The organism is Sulfitobacter sp. M85, assembly GCF_029285915.1.
GTDB lineage: Bacteria > Pseudomonadota > Alphaproteobacteria > Rhodobacterales > Rhodobacteraceae > Sulfitobacter > Sulfitobacter faviae.
In genome coordinates, this window is record NZ_JABECQ010000014.1 from 1 (window position 1) to 19191 (window position 19191).

Sequence of the window (19191 nt, forward strand, 5' to 3'; positions counted from 1 at the left end):
CGCTTGGAAGTCACCGAAGTACTTGGTGATCGCCGCGGTCAGCGTGGTTTTACCGTGGTCAACGTGGCCGATCGTGCCGATGTTGACGTGCGGTTTGGTGCGTTCAAACTTTGCCTTTGCCATGGTGTTGGCTCCTTTTGGTCTTTCTCAATGGTGTATGCGCAGCACACACCCAACGATTTGGGTCGGCGCGCGGTTTCCCACGCGCCGATTTCCTTAAGCGAACTTGGCCTGAATCTCGTCCGAGATGTTCTGCGGCACGGGTTCGTAGTGGTCGAACTGCATGGTGAAGTTCGCACGACCCGACGACATCGAACGCAGGGTGTTGATGTAGCCGAACATGTTGGCCAGCGGCACGAAGGCGTCGATCGCGATGGCGTTGCCGCGCGTATCTTGACCCTGCACCTGACCGCGACGGGATGTCAGGTCACCGATGATGCCACCGGTGTATTCTTCCGGGGTCACAACTTCGACCTTCATGATCGGTTCCAGCAGCTTGGCGCCAGCTTTCTTCATGCCTTCGCGCATACCCATACGGGCGGCGATTTCGAAGGCCAGAACACTGGAGTCAACGTCGTGGAACTTACCGTCGATCAGGGCAACCTTGAAGTCGATGACCGGGAAGCCCGCCAGCGGACCGGAGTCAAGAACCGACTTGATACCCTTTTCCACGCCCGGGATGTATTCCTTGGGAATGGCACCACCGACGATGCGGCTCTCAAAGGAGTAACCTTCGCCCGGCTCGGTCGGCGTCAGGATCATCTTGACCTCACCGAACTGACCCGAACCACCCGACTGTTTCTTGTGGGTGTAGGTGATTTCGGCTTCGCGGCTGATGGTCTCACGATAGGCAACCTGAGGCGCACCGATGTTCGCTTCAACCTTGAACTCACGCTTCAGACGGTCGACGAGGATGTCGAGGTGAAGTTCGCCCATGCCCTTCATGATGGTCTGACCGGATTCCAGATCGGTCTCGACGCGGAAGGAGGGGTCCTCGGCAGCCAGACGGGCCAGACCTGCAGACATCTTTTCCTGGTCGGCCTTGGTTTTCGGCTCGACCGCGATCTCGATCACCGGATCGGGGAATGTCATGGTTTCGAGGACGACCGGATCGTTCTGCGCGCAGAGCGTGTCACCGGTGGTGGTGTCCTTGAGCCCCGCCAGCGCGATGATGTCGCCCGCGAAGGCCTCTTCGATTTCCTCGCGGTTGTTGGAGTGCATCATCATCATACGACCGACGCGCTCTTTCTTACCCTTGGTCGAGTTCAGAAGCGTATCGCCCTTGCGCAGAACGCCCGAGTAGATGCGGGTGAAGGTCAGCGAGCCCACGAAGGGGTCGTTCATGATTTTGAACGCAAGGCCCGAGAACGCCATGTCATCGTCCGCGCGGCGCGGGATGTTACGGGTTTCGGTCTCATCGCCCGGCTTGAAGCCCATGTAGTCGACAACGTCCAGCGGGCTGGGCAGGTAGTCGATCACCGCGTTCAAGAGCGGCTGAACACCCTTGTTCTTGAAGGCGGAGCCACAGAGAACGGGGATGAACTTGATGGCCAGGGTACCCTTACGGATCAGGTCGCGCAGAGTGTCGACGTCCGGCTCGGCGCCGTCCATCAGGTAGTTTTCCATCGCCTCGTCGTCCATCTCGACCGCGGTCTCGATGAGCTTGGCACGCCATTCGTCGGCGGTCGCTTTCAGGCTGTCACGGATTTCGCGCTGTTCCCAGGCGGCACCGAGGTCTTCACCGGCCCAGACCCATTCTTTCATGGTCACGAGGTCGACGATGCCTTCCAGCTCGTTCTCGGCGCCGATCGGAATCTGGATCGGAGCAGGCGTGGCGCCTGTACGGTCCTTGATCATGTGAACGCAGTTGAAGAAGTCCGCGCCGATCTTGTCCATCTTGTTGACGAACACGATACGCGGAACCTTGTAGCGGTCAGCCTGACGCCACACGGTTTCGGTCTGCGGCTCAACACCGGCGTTGGCGTCGAGAACGGCAACCGCGCCGTCGAGAACGGCCAGCGAACGCTCAACTTCGATGGTGAAGTCAACGTGGCCGGGGGTGTCGATGATGTTCATCCGGAACTTGGTGTCGGATGTCGCATCGGCTGTGGGCTCTTCCTGACGCTGCCAGAAAGTGGTGGTCGCGGCGGAGGTGATGGTGATGCCGCGCTCTTGTTCCTGCTCCATCCAGTCCATGGTTGCGGCGCCGTCATGCACCTCACCGATGTTGTGGCTTTTGCCGGTGTAGAACAGGATGCGTTCGGAACAAGTGGTTTTGCCGGCATCAATGTGAGCCATGATGCCGAAGTTGCGGTAGCGTTGGAGCGGATAGTCGCGTGCCATGGGGCTGCTTCCTCGAAAATATCAGTACGAACGGATCGCGCCCGAAACCGGGCACGACGTTGAGATTACCAGCGGTAGTGGCTGAACGCTTTGTTCGCGTCGGCCATCTTGTGCGTATCTTCGCGCTTTTTAACAGCGGTACCACGGGACTGCACAGCGTCCAGCAGCTCGCCGGCAAGGCGTTCTTCCATGGTGTTTTCGTTACGCGCACGGGCGGCTTTGATCAACCAGCGGATCGCCAGCGCCTGACGACGCTCAGGGCGCACTTCGACGGGCACCTGATAGGTGGCACCACCGACGCGGCGCGACCGGACTTCGACGGAGGGCTGGATGTTTTCCAGCGCTTCGTGGAACACTTCGATCGGCGCGCGCTTGATCTTGTCTTCGACGCGGGTCATCGCGTTGTAGACGATGCGCTCGGCGACAGATTTCTTGCCGTCGATCATCAGGTTGTTCATGAATTTGGTGAGAACCAGATCGCCGTATTTGGCGTCTGGCAGGACTTCGCGTTTTTCAGCGGCGTGGCGGCGTGACATGTCAGTGTCTTCCTCTTGGCGGGTGGTGGGGCGCGGCCCCACCGAACATCGGGTGGATCGGCGGGGGCGGGCCCCACCGGTGCGAGATTACTTCGGACGCTTCGCGCCGTACTTCGAACGACGCTGCTTACGGTCTTTCACGCCCTGCGTATCAAGAACACCGCGCAGGATGTGGTAACGCACACCCGGAAGGTCTTTTACACGACCGCCGCGGATCAGAACCACGGAGTGTTCTTGAAGGTTGTGGCTCTCACCCGGGATGTAGGAGATCACTTCGAACCCGTTGGTCAGGCGCACCTTGGCAACCTTACGCATAGCCGAGTTCGGCTTCTTCGGTGTGGTGGTGTACACGCGTGTGCAGACGCCGCGCTTTTGCGGGCACTCCTGCAGGTGCATGGATTTCGAACGTTTGACTTTCGGCTGCCGCGGCTTGCGGATCAGCTGTTGGATCGTTGGCATTCCGGTTATATCCCCGTATCGCTCAGATTGTGTACACGGGGGATCCCCCATGCGGCTAATTTCGGTTACTTCATGCGTCCACAAAGCAAAATGACCGCAACGTTCCCGTACCGAGGAAAACGACGCGGTGGGTTAACAGAGGATCGGGCCAGTAGTAGGCCGGATCGTGACCACTTCAGTTATGAATTCGGACTGGCAGAGCGGCCTCCACCTCCGAGATAGCGGGCGTATAGAGCGTTGCGCGGGGCCTGTCAACAGGTGGGCCCCGGTGGGGTCGCGGAGGTTTGCTGGGTGATGGCCCGGCGCCTGCGGCTTGGTTCCGGGCCCGGGTGGCACATTCCACCCTTGCCACGCCCCTGCCCCGCTCGCCATAGTCCGGCGAAGGACAGAAGGAAATCTCCATGCAAGCGATCGGCCTTTGCCGCTTTTCCTACCCGGCTTTGGGCGGCTTTCAGGTCGGCCACGAGACCACCGAGGAACGCATCGCCTATCTCTATGATGCGGCCCGGCTCGAAGAACGTTTCCGCCTGCTCGAAACCGTCGCTTTGCCCTGCCTGAAAGCGCAGACAGACCCGGATTTCTCCATGGTCTTCGTGATCGGAGACCAGTTTCCCGAGCGCCACGCCCGACGCCTCGAATCGTTGCTGGCCGATCTGCCGCAGGCGGTTATTCATCGCGAGCCGCCGCGCAATCATCGGGAGGTGATGAAGGAGGTGCTGAACGCCGCGCGGATCAACCCGGCCGAGCCCTGCCTACAGTTCCGCTACGACGATGACGATGCGGTCTCGGTCGACTTCATCGCGCGGCTGCGCCAGACGGTCGCGCAAAGCGCGGGTCTGCTGAAAGGCCAGCGTTCGGTCACCTTTGACTGGCCCAAGGGCTATATCGCGGAATTCGGCCCGCAGGGCATCCGCGCCGCCGAAGTGTACCGCCCGCTGAACGTCGCGGCACTGGCGATGTATGTGAAGGGCGGCAGCCCGCTCACCATCATGAACTTCGCCCATGAGAAACTGCCGCGCTTCATGCCCTGCGTCAGCCTGCCCGATGCCGCAATGTTCGTGCGCAGCCACAACGGCTCGAACGATTCGCGGCAAGGGCTGGCGCGGCATGTAGAGGTGGCCCCTCTGGATGCCGAAGGCGAAGCGCTGTTTCAGGAGCGTTTCGCCATCGACCAAGCTCAGGTGCGGCGCGTCTTCTCGGCCTGAACTTTCAACTTCCGCTCCCGGTACAGGGTGAAGACCCCCGTGGCCACCACGATCCCCGCGCCGATGAGGGTCAAGGCCCCCGGCCAGTCACCAAAGACGACCCAGCCCAGCAAGAGCGCCCAGAGCAGGCCGGTGTAGCGAAACGGCGCGATGAAGCCGATATCGCCCACCCGCATCACTTGGATCGAGAAGAAATAGCCGCCTAGCACAAAGACTCCTGAGCCGCCGATCAGCGCGGCGACCGAGGGCGTCACCGGGGCCCAAGGCGCGCTCAGCGACGCCAAACCCGCCGCCGTCATCACCGACAGGGCGGTCACGAAAGTCACGGTCATCGAGGGTACCGCCGGTGACAAGGCGCGGGTCGACAGGTCACGGACCGTCACGCAGAGCACGGCGATCAGCACGTAGATCGACCAGATATTGAACCCTTCCGCCCCCGGCTTGACGATCAACAGCACGCCGCAGAAACCAATACCGATGGCGACCAAACGCCGCCAGCCGACCGCCTGCCGGAACACCAGCGCCGCCGCCAGCGTCACCGAAAGCGGCACGACCTGAAGGATGGCGGTGACATTCGCCAAAGGCATGTTGAACAACGCGGTGAGAAAGAAATATGCCGCCGCGATCTCGGCCACCGAACGCAGGCCGATGACCTGCCAGTCCCGCGCTTGAAGTCGAAAATCGATCCGACCAAGCTGCCGACTAAGGGCCAAGATCAGCACCGAAGTCGTCACCCCCCGCAGGAACAACAGCTGAAACAGGGGCAGCGCCCCGTCGGTCATTTTGAGCAGCGTGTCGTTAAACGTGAAACAGGCCATCGAGGCGATCATCAGCAGCGCGCCGATGGTATTGGGGGACATGAAAGCGCTCCGGGAAAAATGGTGCGGCTTGTATCAGTGCCGCCCCCGAATGACTGGCAGCGGCTACGGGGGCTGTCAAGAACGGCGGCCCCCGCCGCCCAGACTGGCGCGCTCTACTGGTTCGAAGCCTGCGCCACCGGCTGCTGCTGGCTGGCCAGAAGATTGCGCACCGTGCTGCGCAGCAACCCCGGATCGACCGGCTTTTGCATCACCGTGGCCGCCAGATCGCGGAAGGCGTCATAGACCTCAAGATCGCGGGTGCGCCCGCTGAGAAATATGATCGGCGTCCCGGCAATGGCCGGATTCTCGCCAAACCGATGGGCCAGTTCCAACCCGCCCATATCCGGCATGGAGATATCGCTGATGATCAGGTCAGGCTTGAGATCATCGACCACCGCCAGCGCGTCGCGGGCGTTCAAGCAGGAGACAAAGCTCAGCGACCTGTCGTCGGAAAAGATCATCTTGACCAGTTCCAGGACGATCGGGTCGTCGTCGATATGTAGAATGCGGGACGTCATCAAAGCACCTTACGACGGTTAAGCTTTTGCAAACCTATTCGGACTATGTGGCGGATATAAGGCTTTGGCCTTAGAAACCAGCCCCCCGGGGCGGTGTCTGGCCGCGGCATTTACCCACCCCATAAAAAAGCCCCCGCAGCGTCACTGCGGGGGCTTTTGTTCTTCAATGCGATGCTGCGATCAATCGCGGCTCTCGTCGTCACCGACCGGCGTGTTGAACACATCGCCACCGACGATGTCGTCCTCCACAGAGGCTTCCGGCGCAGCCAGACGGGCGGCGGCTTCGGCCTCTTCGCGGCGCGCTTCGATCACGACATTGTCGCGGTCTGTCGCCACTTTGCGCATCGCCTGCGTCGCGCCACCGGTCCCGGCGGGGATCAGACGGCCCACGATGACGTTCTCTTTCAGACCGACCAGCTTGTCCCGCTTGCCCTGAACCGAAGCTTCGGTCAGCACGCGCGTTGTTTCCTGGAAGGACGCGGCAGAGATGAAGCTGCGGGTCTGCAGCGACGCCTTGGTGATGCCCAAGAGGATCGGTTCGCCCTTGGCGGGACGGCCACCTTTCTTGAGTGCCTTCTCGTTGGCCTGATCGAACTCCTGCTTGTCGACGTGTTCGCCCTTGAGCAGCGTGGTGTCGCCGCTTTCTTGGATTTCCCATTTCTGCAGCATCTGACGGACGATGACTTCGATGTGTTTGTCGTTAATCTTCACACCCTGCAGGCGGTAAACGTCCTGCACTTCGTCAATCATATACTCGGCCAAGGCCTCGACGCCCATGATCGCGAGGATGTCGTGCGGCGCGGGGTTGCCATCCATGATGTAGTCACCCTTCTGCACGAAGTCGCCTTCGGCCACGGGGATGTGTTTCCCCTTGGGCACCATGTATTCAACCTTCACGTCCGGATCATCCGCGCTTTCGATCGCGATGCGACGCTTGTTCTTGTAGTCCTTGCCGAAGCGGACGTAGCCGTTGATTTCCGCAATGATGGCGTGATCCTTGGGGCGACGCGCCTCAAAGAGTTCGGCCACACGCGGCAAACCACCGGTAATGTCCTTGGTCTTGGCACCTTCACGCGGGATACGCGCGATGATGTCACCGGCCTGAACTTGCGTCTGGTCTTCGACAGAGAGAACAGCGTCCACCGACATCGGATAGGTCACCGGGTTGCCCGCATCGTTGCGGACCGGTTCGCCATCTTCACCCACCAAGATGATCTCGGGCTTGAGCTCGTTGCCCTTGGGGGCCGCGCGCCAGTCGATCACGATCTTCTGGGTCATGCCGGTAGCTTCGTCGGTGTCTTCCTTGACCGCGATGCCCGACACCAGGTCGACGTATTTGGTCGTACCGGGTTTCTCGGCGATGATCGGCAGGGTGTAAGGGTCCCATTCGAACAGCTTGTCACCGCGCGCCACGTCGTCGCCTTCTTTGACGTGCAGCTTGGTGCCGTAGCCGATCTTGTGGCTGGCCCGCTCCTCACCATTCTCATCGACGATCAACAGCTTCATGTTCCGGCCCATGACGAGCACTTCACCAGCGCTGTTTTCAAGCGTCTGTGCGTTCTCGAAAGCGACCTTGCCCGACTGGCTGGCCTCAAGGAAGGACTGCTGACCACCCTGCGCAACACCGCCGATGTGGAAGGTCCGCATCGTCAGCTGTGTACCGGGTTCACCAATCGACTGGGCCGCGATGATGCCGACGGCCTCACCTTGGTTGACCAGTGTGCCGCGTGCGAGGTCACGGCCATAGCACATGGCGCAGACGCCCTCTTCGGCATCACAGGTCAGCGGGCTGCGGATCCGTGCGGACTGCACGCCGGCTTCGTCGATGGCATCCGACATGCGCTCGTCGATCAGCGTACCTGCGGGCACCAGAACATCCTCGGTGCCGGGCACCAGAATGTCATCCGCCGCAACACGGCCCAGCAGACGCTCGGCCAGCGAGGAGACAACCTCACCATCGTTGACAGCCGCTTCGGCGGTGATCGCGGTTTCGGTGCCGCAGTCATGCTCGCGCACGATGCAGTCTTGCGCCACGTCCACCAGACGGCGTGTCAGGTAACCGGAGTTCGCTGTTTTCAGAGCGGTATCCGACAGACCTTTCCGCGCACCGTGTGTCGAGTTGAAGTACTCGAGAACGGTCAGACCTTCTTTAAAGTTCGAGATAATCGGCGTCTCGATGATGTCGCCGTTCGGCTTCGCCATCAAGCCGCGCATCCCGCCCAGCTGTTTCATCTGCGTGACCGAGCCACGAGCACCGGAGTGAGCCATCATGTAGACCGAGTTCGGCTCTTTCTCGGAACCGTTCTCATGGTGAGTCACGGCGGAGATGGAGCCCATCATCGCCTCGGTCACCTTGTCGTTACACTTCGACCATGCATCGACGACTTTGTTGTATTTTTCGCCCTGAGTGATCAGGCCGTCCATATACTGCTGTTCGAAGTCCTTCACCTGCTCGCGGGTCTCTTCAACCAGCGGCCATTTGGTGTCGGGGATCAGCATGTCGTCTTTGCCGAAGGAGATGCCCGCTTTGAAAGCTTCGCGGAAACCCATGGTCATGATCTGGTCACAGAAGATGACCGACTCTTTCTGACCGCAGTAACGGTAGACGGTGTCAATGACCTGCTGCACTTCTTTCTTGCGCAGCAAACGGTTGACCAGATCAAACGGCGCTTTGGCGTTCAGCGGCAGAAGCGCACCAAGGCGGATACGACCGGGGGTCGTGTCAAAGCGCATCATCACTTCGTTGCCTTCAGCGTCGATCTGTTTGATCCGCGCCTTGATCTTCGAGTGCAGGTGAACCGCACCGGCGTCGAGGGCGTGCTGCACCTCGTCGACGGAGCCGAAGACCATGCCTTCGCCAACCATGCCTTCACGCTCAAGGGTCGTGTAGTAGAGACCCAAGATCATATCCTGCGACGGCACGATGATCGGCGCGCCGTTTGCAGGCGACAGAACGTTGTTCGTGGACATCATCAGAACACGCGCTTCCAACTGGGCTTCCAGCGAGAGCGGGACGTGAACAGCCATCTGGTCACCGTCGAAGTCGGCGTTGAAGGCCGAGCAGACCAGCGGGTGCAGCTGGATCGCCTTGCCTTCAATCAGGACGGGTTCGAACGCCTGAATGCCCAGACGGTGCAGCGTCGGCGCGCGGTTGAGCATGACGGGGTGTTCACGGATCACCTCATCAAGAATGTCCCAAACCTCGGGGCGCTCTTTCTCGACCAGCTTCTTAGCCTGTTTCACGGTAGAGGACAGACCTTTGGCCTCAAGCCGCGAGTAGATGAACGGCTTGAACAGTTCGAGCGCCATCTTCTTGGGCAGACCACATTGATGCAGCTTCAACTCCGGGCCGGTCACAATGACCGAACGGCCCGAAAAGTCGACACGCTTACCCAAAAGGTTCTGACGGAAGCGGCCCTGTTTGCCTTTCAGCATGTCCGACAGCGACTTCAGCGGGCGCTTGTTGGCACCCGTGATGACGCGGCCACGGCGGCCGTTGTCGAAGAGTGCGTCGACCGATTCTTGCAGCATCCGCTTTTCGTTGCGGACGATGATGTCGGGCGCGCGCAGTTCGATCAGCCGCTTCAGACGGTTGTTCCGGTTGATCACCCGGCGGTACAGGTCGTTCAGGTCGGAGGTCGCGAAGCGGCCACCGTCCAGCGGCACCAGCGGGCGCAGCTCGGGCGGGATGACCGGGATCACGGTCATGACCATCCACTCCGGGCGGTTGCCGGACTCAAGGAAGCTCTCGACCACTTTCAGACGCTTGATGATCTTCTTGGGCTTCAGCTCGCCTGTCGCCTCTTTCAGATCGGCACGCAGGTTCTCGGCTTCGGCTTCAAGGTCGATCGCCGCCAGCATTTCGCGGATCGCTTCGGCGCCGATGTTGGCGGTGAAAGCGTCCATGCCATAGGCGTCTTGCGCGTCCATATATTCTTCTTCGGTCATCATCTGACCGTATTGAAGATCGGTGAGGCCCGGCTCGATCACGACGTAGTTCTCGAAGTAGAGCACGCGCTCGAGGTCACGCAGGGTCATGTCCAGCATCAGGCCGATGCGCGAGGGCAGCGACTTGAGGAACCAGATGTGCGCCACCGGCGAGGCCAGCTCGATGTGGCCCATACGCTCACGGCGGACCTTTTGCAGCGTGACTTCCACACCGCATTTCTCGCAGACGACGCCGCGATACTTCATGCGCTTATATTTGCCGCAGAGGCATTCGTAGTCTTTGATCGGGCCAAAGATACGCGCGCAGAACAGGCCGTCACGCTCAGGCTTGAACGTACGGTAGTTGATGGTTTCCGGCTTTTTGATCTCGCCGAAGGACCAGCTGAGGATCCGCTCGGGCGAGGCCAAGGAGACCTTGATTTCGTCAAACGCTTTTTGCGGCGTCAGCGGGTTGAACGGGTTGTTTGTCAGTTCCTGGTTCATTTTCAAATCCTTGAAAGGGGTGCGTTGGGAGTGAGGGGTGCCGTTCTCTTTGAAAGAAAACGGCCCGGAATTTTTAAAAAATTCCGTCTATGCCTCACTCATCCTCCTCCGCATCCAGGAGTTCCATATTCAGGCCGAGGCCGCGCACTTCCTTGACGAGAACGTTAAAGCTCTCCGGAATGCCCGCTTCGAAGTTATCCTCGCCCTTGACGATGCTTTCATAGACCTTGGTCCGGCCCGCGACGTCGTCCGACTTGACGGTCAGCATTTCCTGCAATGTGTAAGCGGCGCCGTAAGCTTCGAGAGCCCAGACTTCCATCTCACCAAAGCGCTGGCCACCGAACTGTGCCTTACCACCCAGCGGCTGCTGTGTGACGAGGGAGTACGGCCCGGTCGAACGCGCGTGGATCTTGTCGTCCACCAGGTGGTGCAGCTTCAGCAGGTACTTGACGCCAACGGTCACCGGACGCGCGAACTGCTCGCCTGTACGACCATCGAAGAGCACCGACTGACCGGAGGTGTCGAACCCGGCCCGCTTGAGGCTGTCGTTCACGTCCGCTTCCTTGGCGCCGTCGAAGACCGGTGTGGCGATCGGCACGCCGCGGCGTACGTTGTCAGCCGCTTCCAGCAGCGTGTCCTCGTCCATGCCGGTGATGCCTTCTTCGTAGACATCCTCGCCATAGGCCAGCTGCATCGCTTCGCGCACCGGGGTCAGGTCGCCCGAGCGGCGGTATTCCTGCAGCGCCTCATCAACGTTCAGGCCCAGACCGCGTGCGGCCCAACCCATATGCGTCTCGAGGATCTGACCGACGTTCATACGCGATGGCACACCCAGCGGGTTGAGGCAGAAGTCGACCGGGGTACCATCGGCGAGGAACGGCATGTCCTCCATCGGCACCACTTTCGAGATCACACCCTTGTTCCCGTGACGACCGGCCATCTTGTCGCCCGGCTGCAGCTTGCGCTTCACCGCCACGAAGACCTTGACCATCTTCATCACGCCCGGGGGCAGGTCGTCGCCACGGCGGACTTTCTCGACCTTGTCCTCGAAACGCGCATCCAAGGTCCGTTTCTGGATCTCGTACTGCTCGTTCAGGGCTTCGACGATCTTGGCGTCATCCTCGTCCTCGAGGGCCAGCTGCCACCACTGACCGCGGGTCAGGGTTTCCAGCAGTTCCTCGGTGATCTGGCTGTTCGCCTTCACGCCTTTGGGGCCTTTGACGGCGATCTTGCCAAGGATCATATCCTTGAGACGCGCGTAGATGTTGCGGTCAAGGATCGCCAGCTCGTCGTCCCGGTCACGGGCCAGACGTTCGACTTCCTCACGCTCGATCTGCAGCGCACGCTCGTCTTTCTCAACACCGTGACGGTTGAAGACACGCACTTCGACAACGGTGCCGAAATCGCCCGGCTTCACACGCAACGAGGTGTCGCGCACGTCAGAGGCTTTCTCACCGAAGATGGCGCGCAGAAGCTTTTCTTCCGGCGTCATCGGGCTTTCGCCCTTCGGGGTGATCTTGCCCACAAGGATGTCGCCCGGCTCAACGTCCGCACCGATGTAGACGATACCGGCTTCGTCGAGGTTGCGCAGAGCTTCCTCGCCGACGTTCGGGATGTCGCGGGTGATCTCTTCCGGCCCAAGCTTCGTGTCACGCGCGGCGACTTCGAATTCCTCGATGTGGATCGAGGTGAAGACGTCGTCGCGGGAAATCCGCTCGGAGATCAGGATGGAGTCTTCGTAGTTGTAGCCATTCCACGGCATGAAGGCGACGACGACGTTCTTGCCGAGCGCCAGTTCACCCATGTCGGTGGACGGACCATCCGCGATGACCTGACCCTTTGTGACCTTCTCGCCCACTTTCACCAGCGGACGCTGGTTGATGCAGGTGTTCTGGTTCGAACGCTGGAACTTGCGCATGCGGTAGATGTCCACACCCGCGTCGCCCAACTCGAGGTCTTCTGTGGCCCGGATCACAATACGCGAAGCATCGACCTGGTCGATGATGCCCGCGCGGCGTGCCGTGTAGGCAGCGCCAGAGTCGCGTGCCACGACTTCTTCGATGCCGGTACCGACGAGCGGCGCCTCGGCTTGCAGAAGCGGAACCGCCTGACGTTGCATGTTCGAGCCCATAAGAGCGCGGTTGGCGTCGTCGTTTTCGAGGAACGGGATCAACGATGCGGCGACCGAGACCAACTGCTTCGGGCTCACGTCGATGAGGTCCACGTTCTCGGTCGGTGCCAGCGTGTAGTCACCGGACTGACGGGTCGAGACCATCTCGTTCACGAACTTCATGTTCTCGTCGAGGTTGGCGTTCGCCTGCGCCACGGTGTGACGCATTTCCTCGGTCGCGGACATGTAGTGCACTTCGTCAGTGACGGTGCTGTCTTTGACGACGCGGTACGGCGTTTCGATGAAGCCGTATTTGTTCACGCGGGCAAAGGTGGCCAGCGAGTTAATCAGACCAATGTTCGGCCCTTCCGGCGTTTCAATCGGGCACATCCGACCATAGTGGGTCGGGTGAACGTCACGCACTTCAAAGCCCGCACGCTCACGGGTCAGACCGCCCGGCCCAAGCGCCGAGAGGCGACGCTTGTGCGTCACTTCCGAGAGCGGGTTGGTTTGGTCCATGAACTGCGACAGCTGCGAGGAGCCGAAGAATTCACGCACCGCCGCTGCGGCCGGCTTGGCGTTGATCAGGTCTTGCGGCATCACGGTGTCGATCTCGACCGAGGACATCCGCTCCTTGATCGCGCGCTCCATGCGCAGCAGGCCGACGCGGTACTGGTTTTCCATCAGTTCGCCGACAGAACGCACACGACGGTTGCCGAGGTGGTCGATGTCGTCGATGTCGCCACGGCCATCGCGCAGGTCAACCAGCGCCTTGATGCAGGCGACGATGTCGTCACGGTCCAGCGTGCGCTGAGTGTCGGGCTTGTCGAGGGCCAGACGCATGTTCATTTTCACGCGGCCAACAGCCGAGAGGTCATAGCGTTCGCTATCGAAGAACAGCGTGTCGAAGAGCGCGGAGGCGGCCTCGACGGTGGGCGGCTCGCCCGGGCGCATGACGCGGTAGATGTCCATGAGCGCGGTGTCGCGGTTCATGTTCTTGTCCATCGCCATGGTGTTACGCATGTAGGGGCCGACGTTGACGTTGTCGATGTCCAGCAGCGGAATCTCGGTGATGCCCGCGTCGATCAGCTCCTTCGCGGTGCCGCCGATCAGCGTGCCGTCCTTGTCGTATTCCAGCGTCAACTCGTCACCGGCCTCGACGTAGATCGCACCGGTTTCCTCGTTGATGATGTCACGCGCGACGAACTTGCCGACGATGTGGTCGAAGGGCAGCAGCAGTTCCTTGACCTTGCCTTCGTCGAGCAGCTTCTTGACGGCACGGGGGGTGACCTTTTTGCCAGCCTCGAAGAGGATCTCGCCGGTGTTGGCGTCGATCAGATCGTAGGTCGGCCGGGTGCCGCGCACGCGGTCGGGGAAGAAGGGCGCAACCCAACCCTTGTTCTTCTCCAGCTTGAAGGTGACGGTGTTGTAATAGGCATTCATGATGCCTTCTTGGTCCAGCCCCAGGGCATAGAGCAGGGTCGTCACCGGCAGCTTGCGGCGACGGTCGATGCGGGCATAGACGATGTCCTTGGCGTCGAACTCGAAGTCCAGCCAGGAGCCGCGGTAGGGAATGATGCGGCATGCGAAGAGCAGCTTGCCCGAGGAGTGGGTCTTGCCCTTGTCGTGGTCGAAGAACACGCCCGGGGAGCGGTGCATCTGGGAGACGATCACACGCTCGGTGCCGTTGACGACAAAGGTGCCGTTCGGGGTCATCAGGGGCATGTCACCCATGAAGACGTCCTGCTCCTTGATGTCCTTGACGGACTTGGCGCCGGTGTCTTCGTCCACATCGAACACGATGAGGCGCAGTGTCACCTTCAAAGGCGCGCTGTAGGTCATGTCGCGCTGCTGGCATTCCTCAACGTCGTACTTGGGCTTTTCCAGCTCGTACTTGACGTATTCGAGTACCGAAGTCTCGTTAAAGTCCTTGATCGGGAAGACCGACTGGAAAACGCCCGTGATCCCCTCACCATCGGTGGGGGTCTCGGCGTCGCCGGAATTCAGGAACAGATCATAGGAGGATTTCTGAACCTCGATGAGGTTCGGCATCTCCAGCACTTCGCGGATCTTGCCGTAATATTTACGCAGACGTTTCTGGCCAAGGAAGGATTGTGCCATGTGTCGTGTCACCTTTCGTGTCTCTCGCCGAGCGCATCAACCACCGGGGCCGTGGTGCGCGCCCATAAGAGCGGAAAATCCGGGTCAATTCTTGGAATGCGTCCCACTGCACCCCTTCCGACCTTGGACCTCTCCAGAGAAATGCTCCCGCGGGGAACATTCGTCAAAACAGGTCAGGCTGGACAGGAAAATTCCCGTCCAGCCCTTGTTCATGCGTGGTGCGTGAGGACACGCACCTCTGGCTTAGGCCAGCTCGACTTCGGCGCCAGCTGCTTCCAGCTTGCCTTTGATGTCTTCGGCTTCGGCTTTGTCGACGCCTTCTTTGATCTTGCCACCGGCTTCGACCAGGTCTTTGGCTTCTTTCAGGCCGAGACCTGTGATGCCGCGGACTTCCTTGATCACGTTGATCTTGGATGCGCCGGCGTTCTTCAGAACGACGTCAAATTCGGTCTTTTCTTCTTCGGCAGCGCCACCTTCAGCAGGGCCGGCCATCATCACTGCGCCGCCAGCGGCGGGCTCGATGCCGTACTCGTCTTTCAGGATGGTTTTCAGTTCTTGTGCTTCAAGCAGAGTCAGACCAACGATGTCTTCTGCCAGTTTTTTCAGATCAGCCATGTTTAGCTCTTTCCGTTACGATATGTGTGTTCCAACGCGCGTGTTCAACCCGTGCGCCAGTTTGACGATTTGCCTTACGCAGCCGCCTTGTCCTCGATGGTGGACAAGATGGATGCGATGTTGCTTGCAGGTGCGCCAATGGCCCCGGCGATGTTCGAAGCAGGTGCGCCGAGCATGCCCGCGATGGAGGAGATAAGCTCCTCGCGCGAAGGCATTTTCGACACGGCTTCGACACCGGCGGCGTCCAACGCGTTCTCACCCATTGCGCCGCCGAGGATAACAAGCTTGCTGTTTTCCTTGGCGAACTCCTGAGCAACCTTGGCCGCAGCCACAGGATCCTCAGAGTAGGTCAGAACGGTCATACCCGTCAGAAGGTCAGCAATGCTTTCGCATGGCTTGCCCTCAAGGGCGATCTTGGCGAGCCTGTTTTTGGCAACACGCACGGCCCCACCGGCTGCGCGTGCGCGCGCCCGAAGGTCCTGCATTTCGGCAACTGTCAAACCGACGTAGTGGCTAACCACAACGACGCCAGAGCTTTCAAAGATTTGGCCGAGTTCGTCGACCAACTGTTCTTTTTGTGCTCTATCCACAGTTTCACTCCAAATTTGGGGGTTGCCCCCCGGCTCAGTTCAGGATGCGGTCTTCTGCACCCCATTCGGGTCCAATGTCAGGGTCCCGGCCAAAACCGCCCGAAGGCAGGAATTTCCGGTTTCCCATCTCAGGAAGGAATTATTCAGGCCAAAGCCCAAACCCTCCGTCTCGGACAGACGCGCGGACCGATGTTCTGGTCCTTGCGTATCTGGCGACCGAAGCCGCCAAATCTCGGGTCGTAAGGTGGGAGGCTGGCCCCCACCCCACAGGATCACTCGGCAGTCGCGTTCTCGACAGCGACCGACACGCCCGGGCCCATTGTGGAGCTCAGGTTGATCTTTTTCATGTAGGTGCCCTTGGCACCGGCGGGCTTGGCTTTGGACACGGCGCCGACGAAGGCACGGATGTTCTCAACCAGCTTGGCTTCGTCGAAGGACAGTTTGCCAACGCCTGCGTGGACGACACCGCCCTTTTCGGCCTTGAACTGAACTTCACCACCCTTGGCCGCTTTCACAGCGTCGGCGACGTCCATGGTCACAGTGCCGACCTTGGGGTTCGGCATCAGGTTGCGCGGACCAAGCACTTTACCCAGACGGCCAACGATCGGCATCATGTCGGGTGTCGCGATGCAACGATCGAAGTCGATCTTGCCGGACTGCACGGTTTCCATCAGGTCTTCTGCGCCAACGATATCTGCGCCAGCCTTCTCGGCTTCTTCAGCCTTCGCGCCACGGGCGAAGACAGCAACGCGCATGGTTTTGCCGGTGCCGTTGGGCAGGCCAACAACGCCGCGGACCATCTGGTCTGCGTGACGCGGGTCAACACCGAGGTTCATCGCGATCTCGATGGTTTCGTCGAACTTCGCGGTGGCGTTCGCTTTGATGAGGCTTACCGCTTCTTCGACGGTGATCTCTTCTTTGCCAGCAAAAGCTTCACGGGCGGCGCGGGTGCGTTTTCCAAGTTTTGCCATCTTACTTCACCTCGATGCCCATGGACCGGGCGGAGCCCAGGATGATTTTCATCGCCGCTTCCACGTCGTTCGCGGACAGGTCGGCGGCTTTTGCTTCTGCGATCTCGCGCAGCTGCTTGGTCGTCACGGTGCCAACGGTTTCACGCGAGGGCGTTTTCGCGCCGGAGTTCACCTTGGCAGCTTTCTTCAGGTAGTAGGACGCCGGGGGCGTCTTGATGTCCATCGTGAAGGACTTGTCCTGATAGTAGCTGATCACGGTGGGGCACGGTGCGCCCGGCTCCATGTCTGCGGTCTTGGCGTTGAACGCCTTGCAGAATTCCATGATGTTGATGCCGCGCTGACCGAGGGCGGGGCCCACGGGCGGGGACGGGTTTGCTTGACCCGCTTTAACTTGCAACTTCATCGTACCGACGAGTTTCTTGGCCATTGGCCTTCTCCTTTCAACACCCTTGGGGCGCGCCCCGCGGGTTCTTCGTTGCGTGGTTCGGGCCTAGGCGCCGCGGCGCCCCTTCCCTCCCACAATGACCGACGCCCTCAGGTGCCGGGATGGCGGGGTGAACCCCGCCGCACACTCAGACCTGTTTGTTGACCTGAGTGAATTCCAATTCAACCGGGGTCTCCCGGCCAAAGATCGAGACCGAAACCTTGAGACGCTGGTTCTCGTCGTCGACCTCTTCGATCATGCCGTCGAAATCCTCGAAAGGACCATCGGCGACTTTGACTTTCTCACCGACCTCGAAGTGGATCAGCGTGCGCGGCGCTTCTTCGCCTTCCTGCACGCGACCCAGGATCGCCTGAACCTCGGCATCGCGCATCGGCATCGGGCGGCCCTGCGGGCCAAGGAACCCGGTGACGCGGTTGATCGAGTTGATCAGGTGATAGCCTGCGTCGGACATTTCCATATGCACCAGCACATAGCCGGGCATGAAGCGACGCTCGGTTGTCACCTTCTTGCCGCGCCGGACCTCGATCACCTCTTCGGTGGGCACCAGCACTTCGTCGATCTGGTCTTCAAGTTCCTGCTCGGCCACGGACGCGCGGATCTGCTCGGCGATCTTCTTTTCGAAGTTCGACAGGACACTGACCGAATACCACCGTTTTGCCATCTGAACTCTGGTCCCTGTCTTGCCATGCGGGCTGCCCCGGCATGAAATTCGTCAATCAACACGGGGGCCAAGCCCCGCAACATCTGAACAAAAAATCGGCGCGCAACTCGAATCGCCGCACGCCCTTTTCAGGTCAGGTCTGCGCAATAGCCCGCGCAGACGCAGGTTTCAAGGGTGTAAAGATAAAATCACCCATGCGGGCGGTGCTCAGCCGAACATCCCAAGGATCTGCTGCAAGCCGCCGCGGATCAGGATATCGACAATTGCAAAGAAAACAGCTGTCAGCGCGGCAAGGATAAAGACCATCACCGTGGTCAGCATCACTTCGCGCTTTGTCGGCCAAACAACCTTTGCAACTTCGGTGCGAACCTGCTGGATGAACTGAAGCGGATTGGTGGTGGCCATGACATCTTTCCCTGTTGCCCGATTGGGCGGATGTAACGGGTCCGCCCCCTAGTTTCAAGACATCTTCGCGCGCGCCTCAGGCTTCCGGGTCGCGCAGACGATCGAACCGGCGGTCAAGCGCCGCGTCATGCCGCGCTTCAGCCGCCGCCACCTTGCCAAAGTCGGGAAGATACAACCCGTCGACGGTGCCTTCGGGGAATCGATCAAGCACGGCGTCCCATTTCATCGCGAAAGCATCCAACCGTGCATGAAGCGCCGCCGCGGGCTCGGGCTGCCGCGCGGCATACCAGCGCCCAAGCGCCATCGCCCGCTGCCAAAATCCGTCATAACCGAGGGCGAGGAAGACCCCCAACACGATAAACACGGTGATGAATAGCACGCCGAACACCAACCAAGGGCGCAGAACCACCGCCAGTGCCAGAAGGCTGAGGATCACCGCCCGGGCCGGAGGACGTTTCGCACGAATCCTACGGCGTGACGCCTTCCTAATTTTAACGTCAACGGCTTCCGGCACCGGCAAATCCGGAAAAGCCACGCGCCCCGGCCGCCGAGGGGCCACCGGCGGCTCTGCCGGCCCCGAACCGGCGCGTGGGTCCGGAGCACTCTCCGCATCTGCCATGACATTCCGAATCGCAGACATCGCGGCGGGGTCCAAGTCGGACGAAGAAGTGGCAGCCTTATCAATGGGGGGCGTCATATCAGTCTCTCTACGCAGTTGCGAAAGAGTTACCGATCCATTGCGCCAAGTGAAGGGCGGAAAATAGACAGTTATTGGGCATCACTCCCCCTCCAACTGAACCGCGCCGGGTTTGTCGGAGGCTCCAACTCATGAGTAGGATGGAGCATCATGACAAAGACAACGAACAAGTATTCACCAGAAGTGCGCGAGCGCGCCGTGCGGATGGTAATGGATGGCACCGG

Annotated in this window: 16 protein-coding genes; 1 reads left to right on the forward strand and 15 read right to left on the reverse strand. The window is 60.3% G+C overall.

The genetic code is table 11. The features are described from left to right. From HKX24_RS16980 to rpsL, 4 genes are all read right to left on the reverse strand, one after another. Window positions 1-123 (reverse strand): GTP-binding protein (locus HKX24_RS16980; RefSeq protein WP_276153375.1); only part of this gene is annotated, 123 nt, incomplete at its 3' end. Between the two features lie 93 nt (window positions 124-216). Then, window positions 217-2343 (reverse strand): elongation factor G, encoded by a 2127-nt coding sequence (fusA, locus tag HKX24_RS16985; protein ID WP_271692964.1) that lies wholly within the window; start codon window positions 2341-2343, stop codon window positions 217-219. Window positions 2344-2408: 65 nt separating this feature from the next. Beyond that, entirely contained in the window at window positions 2409-2879 is a 471-nt protein-coding gene (rpsG, locus tag HKX24_RS16990) for a 30S ribosomal protein S7 (RefSeq protein WP_067267956.1), read from the reverse strand. Window positions 2880-2966: 87 nt separating this feature from the next. Continuing rightward, complete coding sequence (gene rpsL, locus HKX24_RS16995) at window positions 2967-3338, reverse strand: 30S ribosomal protein S12 (protein WP_007118826.1); 372 nt, start codon at window positions 3336-3338, stop codon at window positions 2967-2969. Between the two features lie 401 nt (window positions 3339-3739). On the opposite strand from rpsL, the gene HKX24_RS17000 reads away from it, so the two are divergent. Further along, window positions 3740-4543: a putative rhamnosyl transferase gene (locus HKX24_RS17000; protein WP_271692963.1), complete on the forward strand. Its 804-nt coding sequence runs from the start codon at window positions 3740-3742 to the stop codon at window positions 4541-4543. Here HKX24_RS17000 and HKX24_RS17005 read toward each other — a convergent pair. From HKX24_RS17005 to HKX24_RS17055, 11 genes are all read right to left on the reverse strand, one after another. Further along, window positions 4516-5403, reverse strand: coding sequence for a DMT family transporter (locus tag HKX24_RS17005; protein WP_271692962.1), 888 nt, complete (start codon window positions 5401-5403; stop codon window positions 4516-4518). The genes HKX24_RS17000 and HKX24_RS17005 overlap by 28 nt on opposite strands. 113 nt (window positions 5404-5516) lie before the next feature. Continuing rightward, window positions 5517-5921, reverse strand: coding sequence for a response regulator (locus HKX24_RS17010; protein WP_271692961.1), 405 nt, complete (start codon window positions 5919-5921; stop codon window positions 5517-5519). 180 nt (window positions 5922-6101) lie between these two features. Further along, the gene (rpoC, locus tag HKX24_RS17015; protein WP_067267948.1) at window positions 6102-10352 is read right to left on the reverse strand and encodes a DNA-directed RNA polymerase subunit beta'; all 4251 of its coding nucleotides are present in this window, start codon (window positions 10350-10352) and stop codon (window positions 6102-6104) included. Between the two features lie 94 nt (window positions 10353-10446). Next, window positions 10447-14583 (reverse strand): DNA-directed RNA polymerase subunit beta, encoded by a 4137-nt coding sequence (gene rpoB, locus HKX24_RS17020; protein WP_271692960.1) that lies wholly within the window; start codon window positions 14581-14583, stop codon window positions 10447-10449. A gap of 243 nt (window positions 14584-14826) precedes the next feature. Next, window positions 14827-15198, reverse strand: a complete 372-nt coding sequence (gene rplL / locus HKX24_RS17025; RefSeq protein ID WP_067267945.1) for a 50S ribosomal protein L7/L12 — start codon at window positions 15196-15198, stop codon at window positions 14827-14829. Between the two features lie 74 nt (window positions 15199-15272). Beyond that, window positions 15273-15788, reverse strand: coding sequence for a 50S ribosomal protein L10 (rplJ, locus tag HKX24_RS17030; protein WP_067267943.1), 516 nt, complete (start codon window positions 15786-15788; stop codon window positions 15273-15275). A gap of 272 nt (window positions 15789-16060) precedes the next feature. After that, the gene (rplA, locus tag HKX24_RS17035; protein WP_168612833.1) at window positions 16061-16759 is read right to left on the reverse strand and encodes a 50S ribosomal protein L1; all 699 of its coding nucleotides are present in this window, start codon (window positions 16757-16759) and stop codon (window positions 16061-16063) included. Between the two features lies 1 nt (window position 16760). Continuing rightward, the gene (gene rplK / locus HKX24_RS17040) at window positions 16761-17186 is read right to left on the reverse strand and encodes a 50S ribosomal protein L11 (protein ID WP_067622128.1); all 426 of its coding nucleotides are present in this window, start codon (window positions 17184-17186) and stop codon (window positions 16761-16763) included. Between the two features lie 145 nt (window positions 17187-17331). Beyond that, window positions 17332-17865, reverse strand: a complete 534-nt coding sequence (nusG, locus tag HKX24_RS17045; RefSeq protein WP_067264099.1) for a transcription termination/antitermination protein NusG — start codon at window positions 17863-17865, stop codon at window positions 17332-17334. Between the two features lie 207 nt (window positions 17866-18072). Then, the gene (secE, locus tag HKX24_RS17050; protein ID WP_007118815.1) at window positions 18073-18270 is read right to left on the reverse strand and encodes a preprotein translocase subunit SecE; all 198 of its coding nucleotides are present in this window, start codon (window positions 18268-18270) and stop codon (window positions 18073-18075) included. Between the two features lie 76 nt (window positions 18271-18346). After that, window positions 18347-18706, reverse strand: coding sequence for a hypothetical protein (locus HKX24_RS17055; RefSeq protein ID WP_271692959.1), 360 nt, complete (start codon window positions 18704-18706; stop codon window positions 18347-18349). Window positions 18707-19191 lie beyond the last annotated feature (485 nt).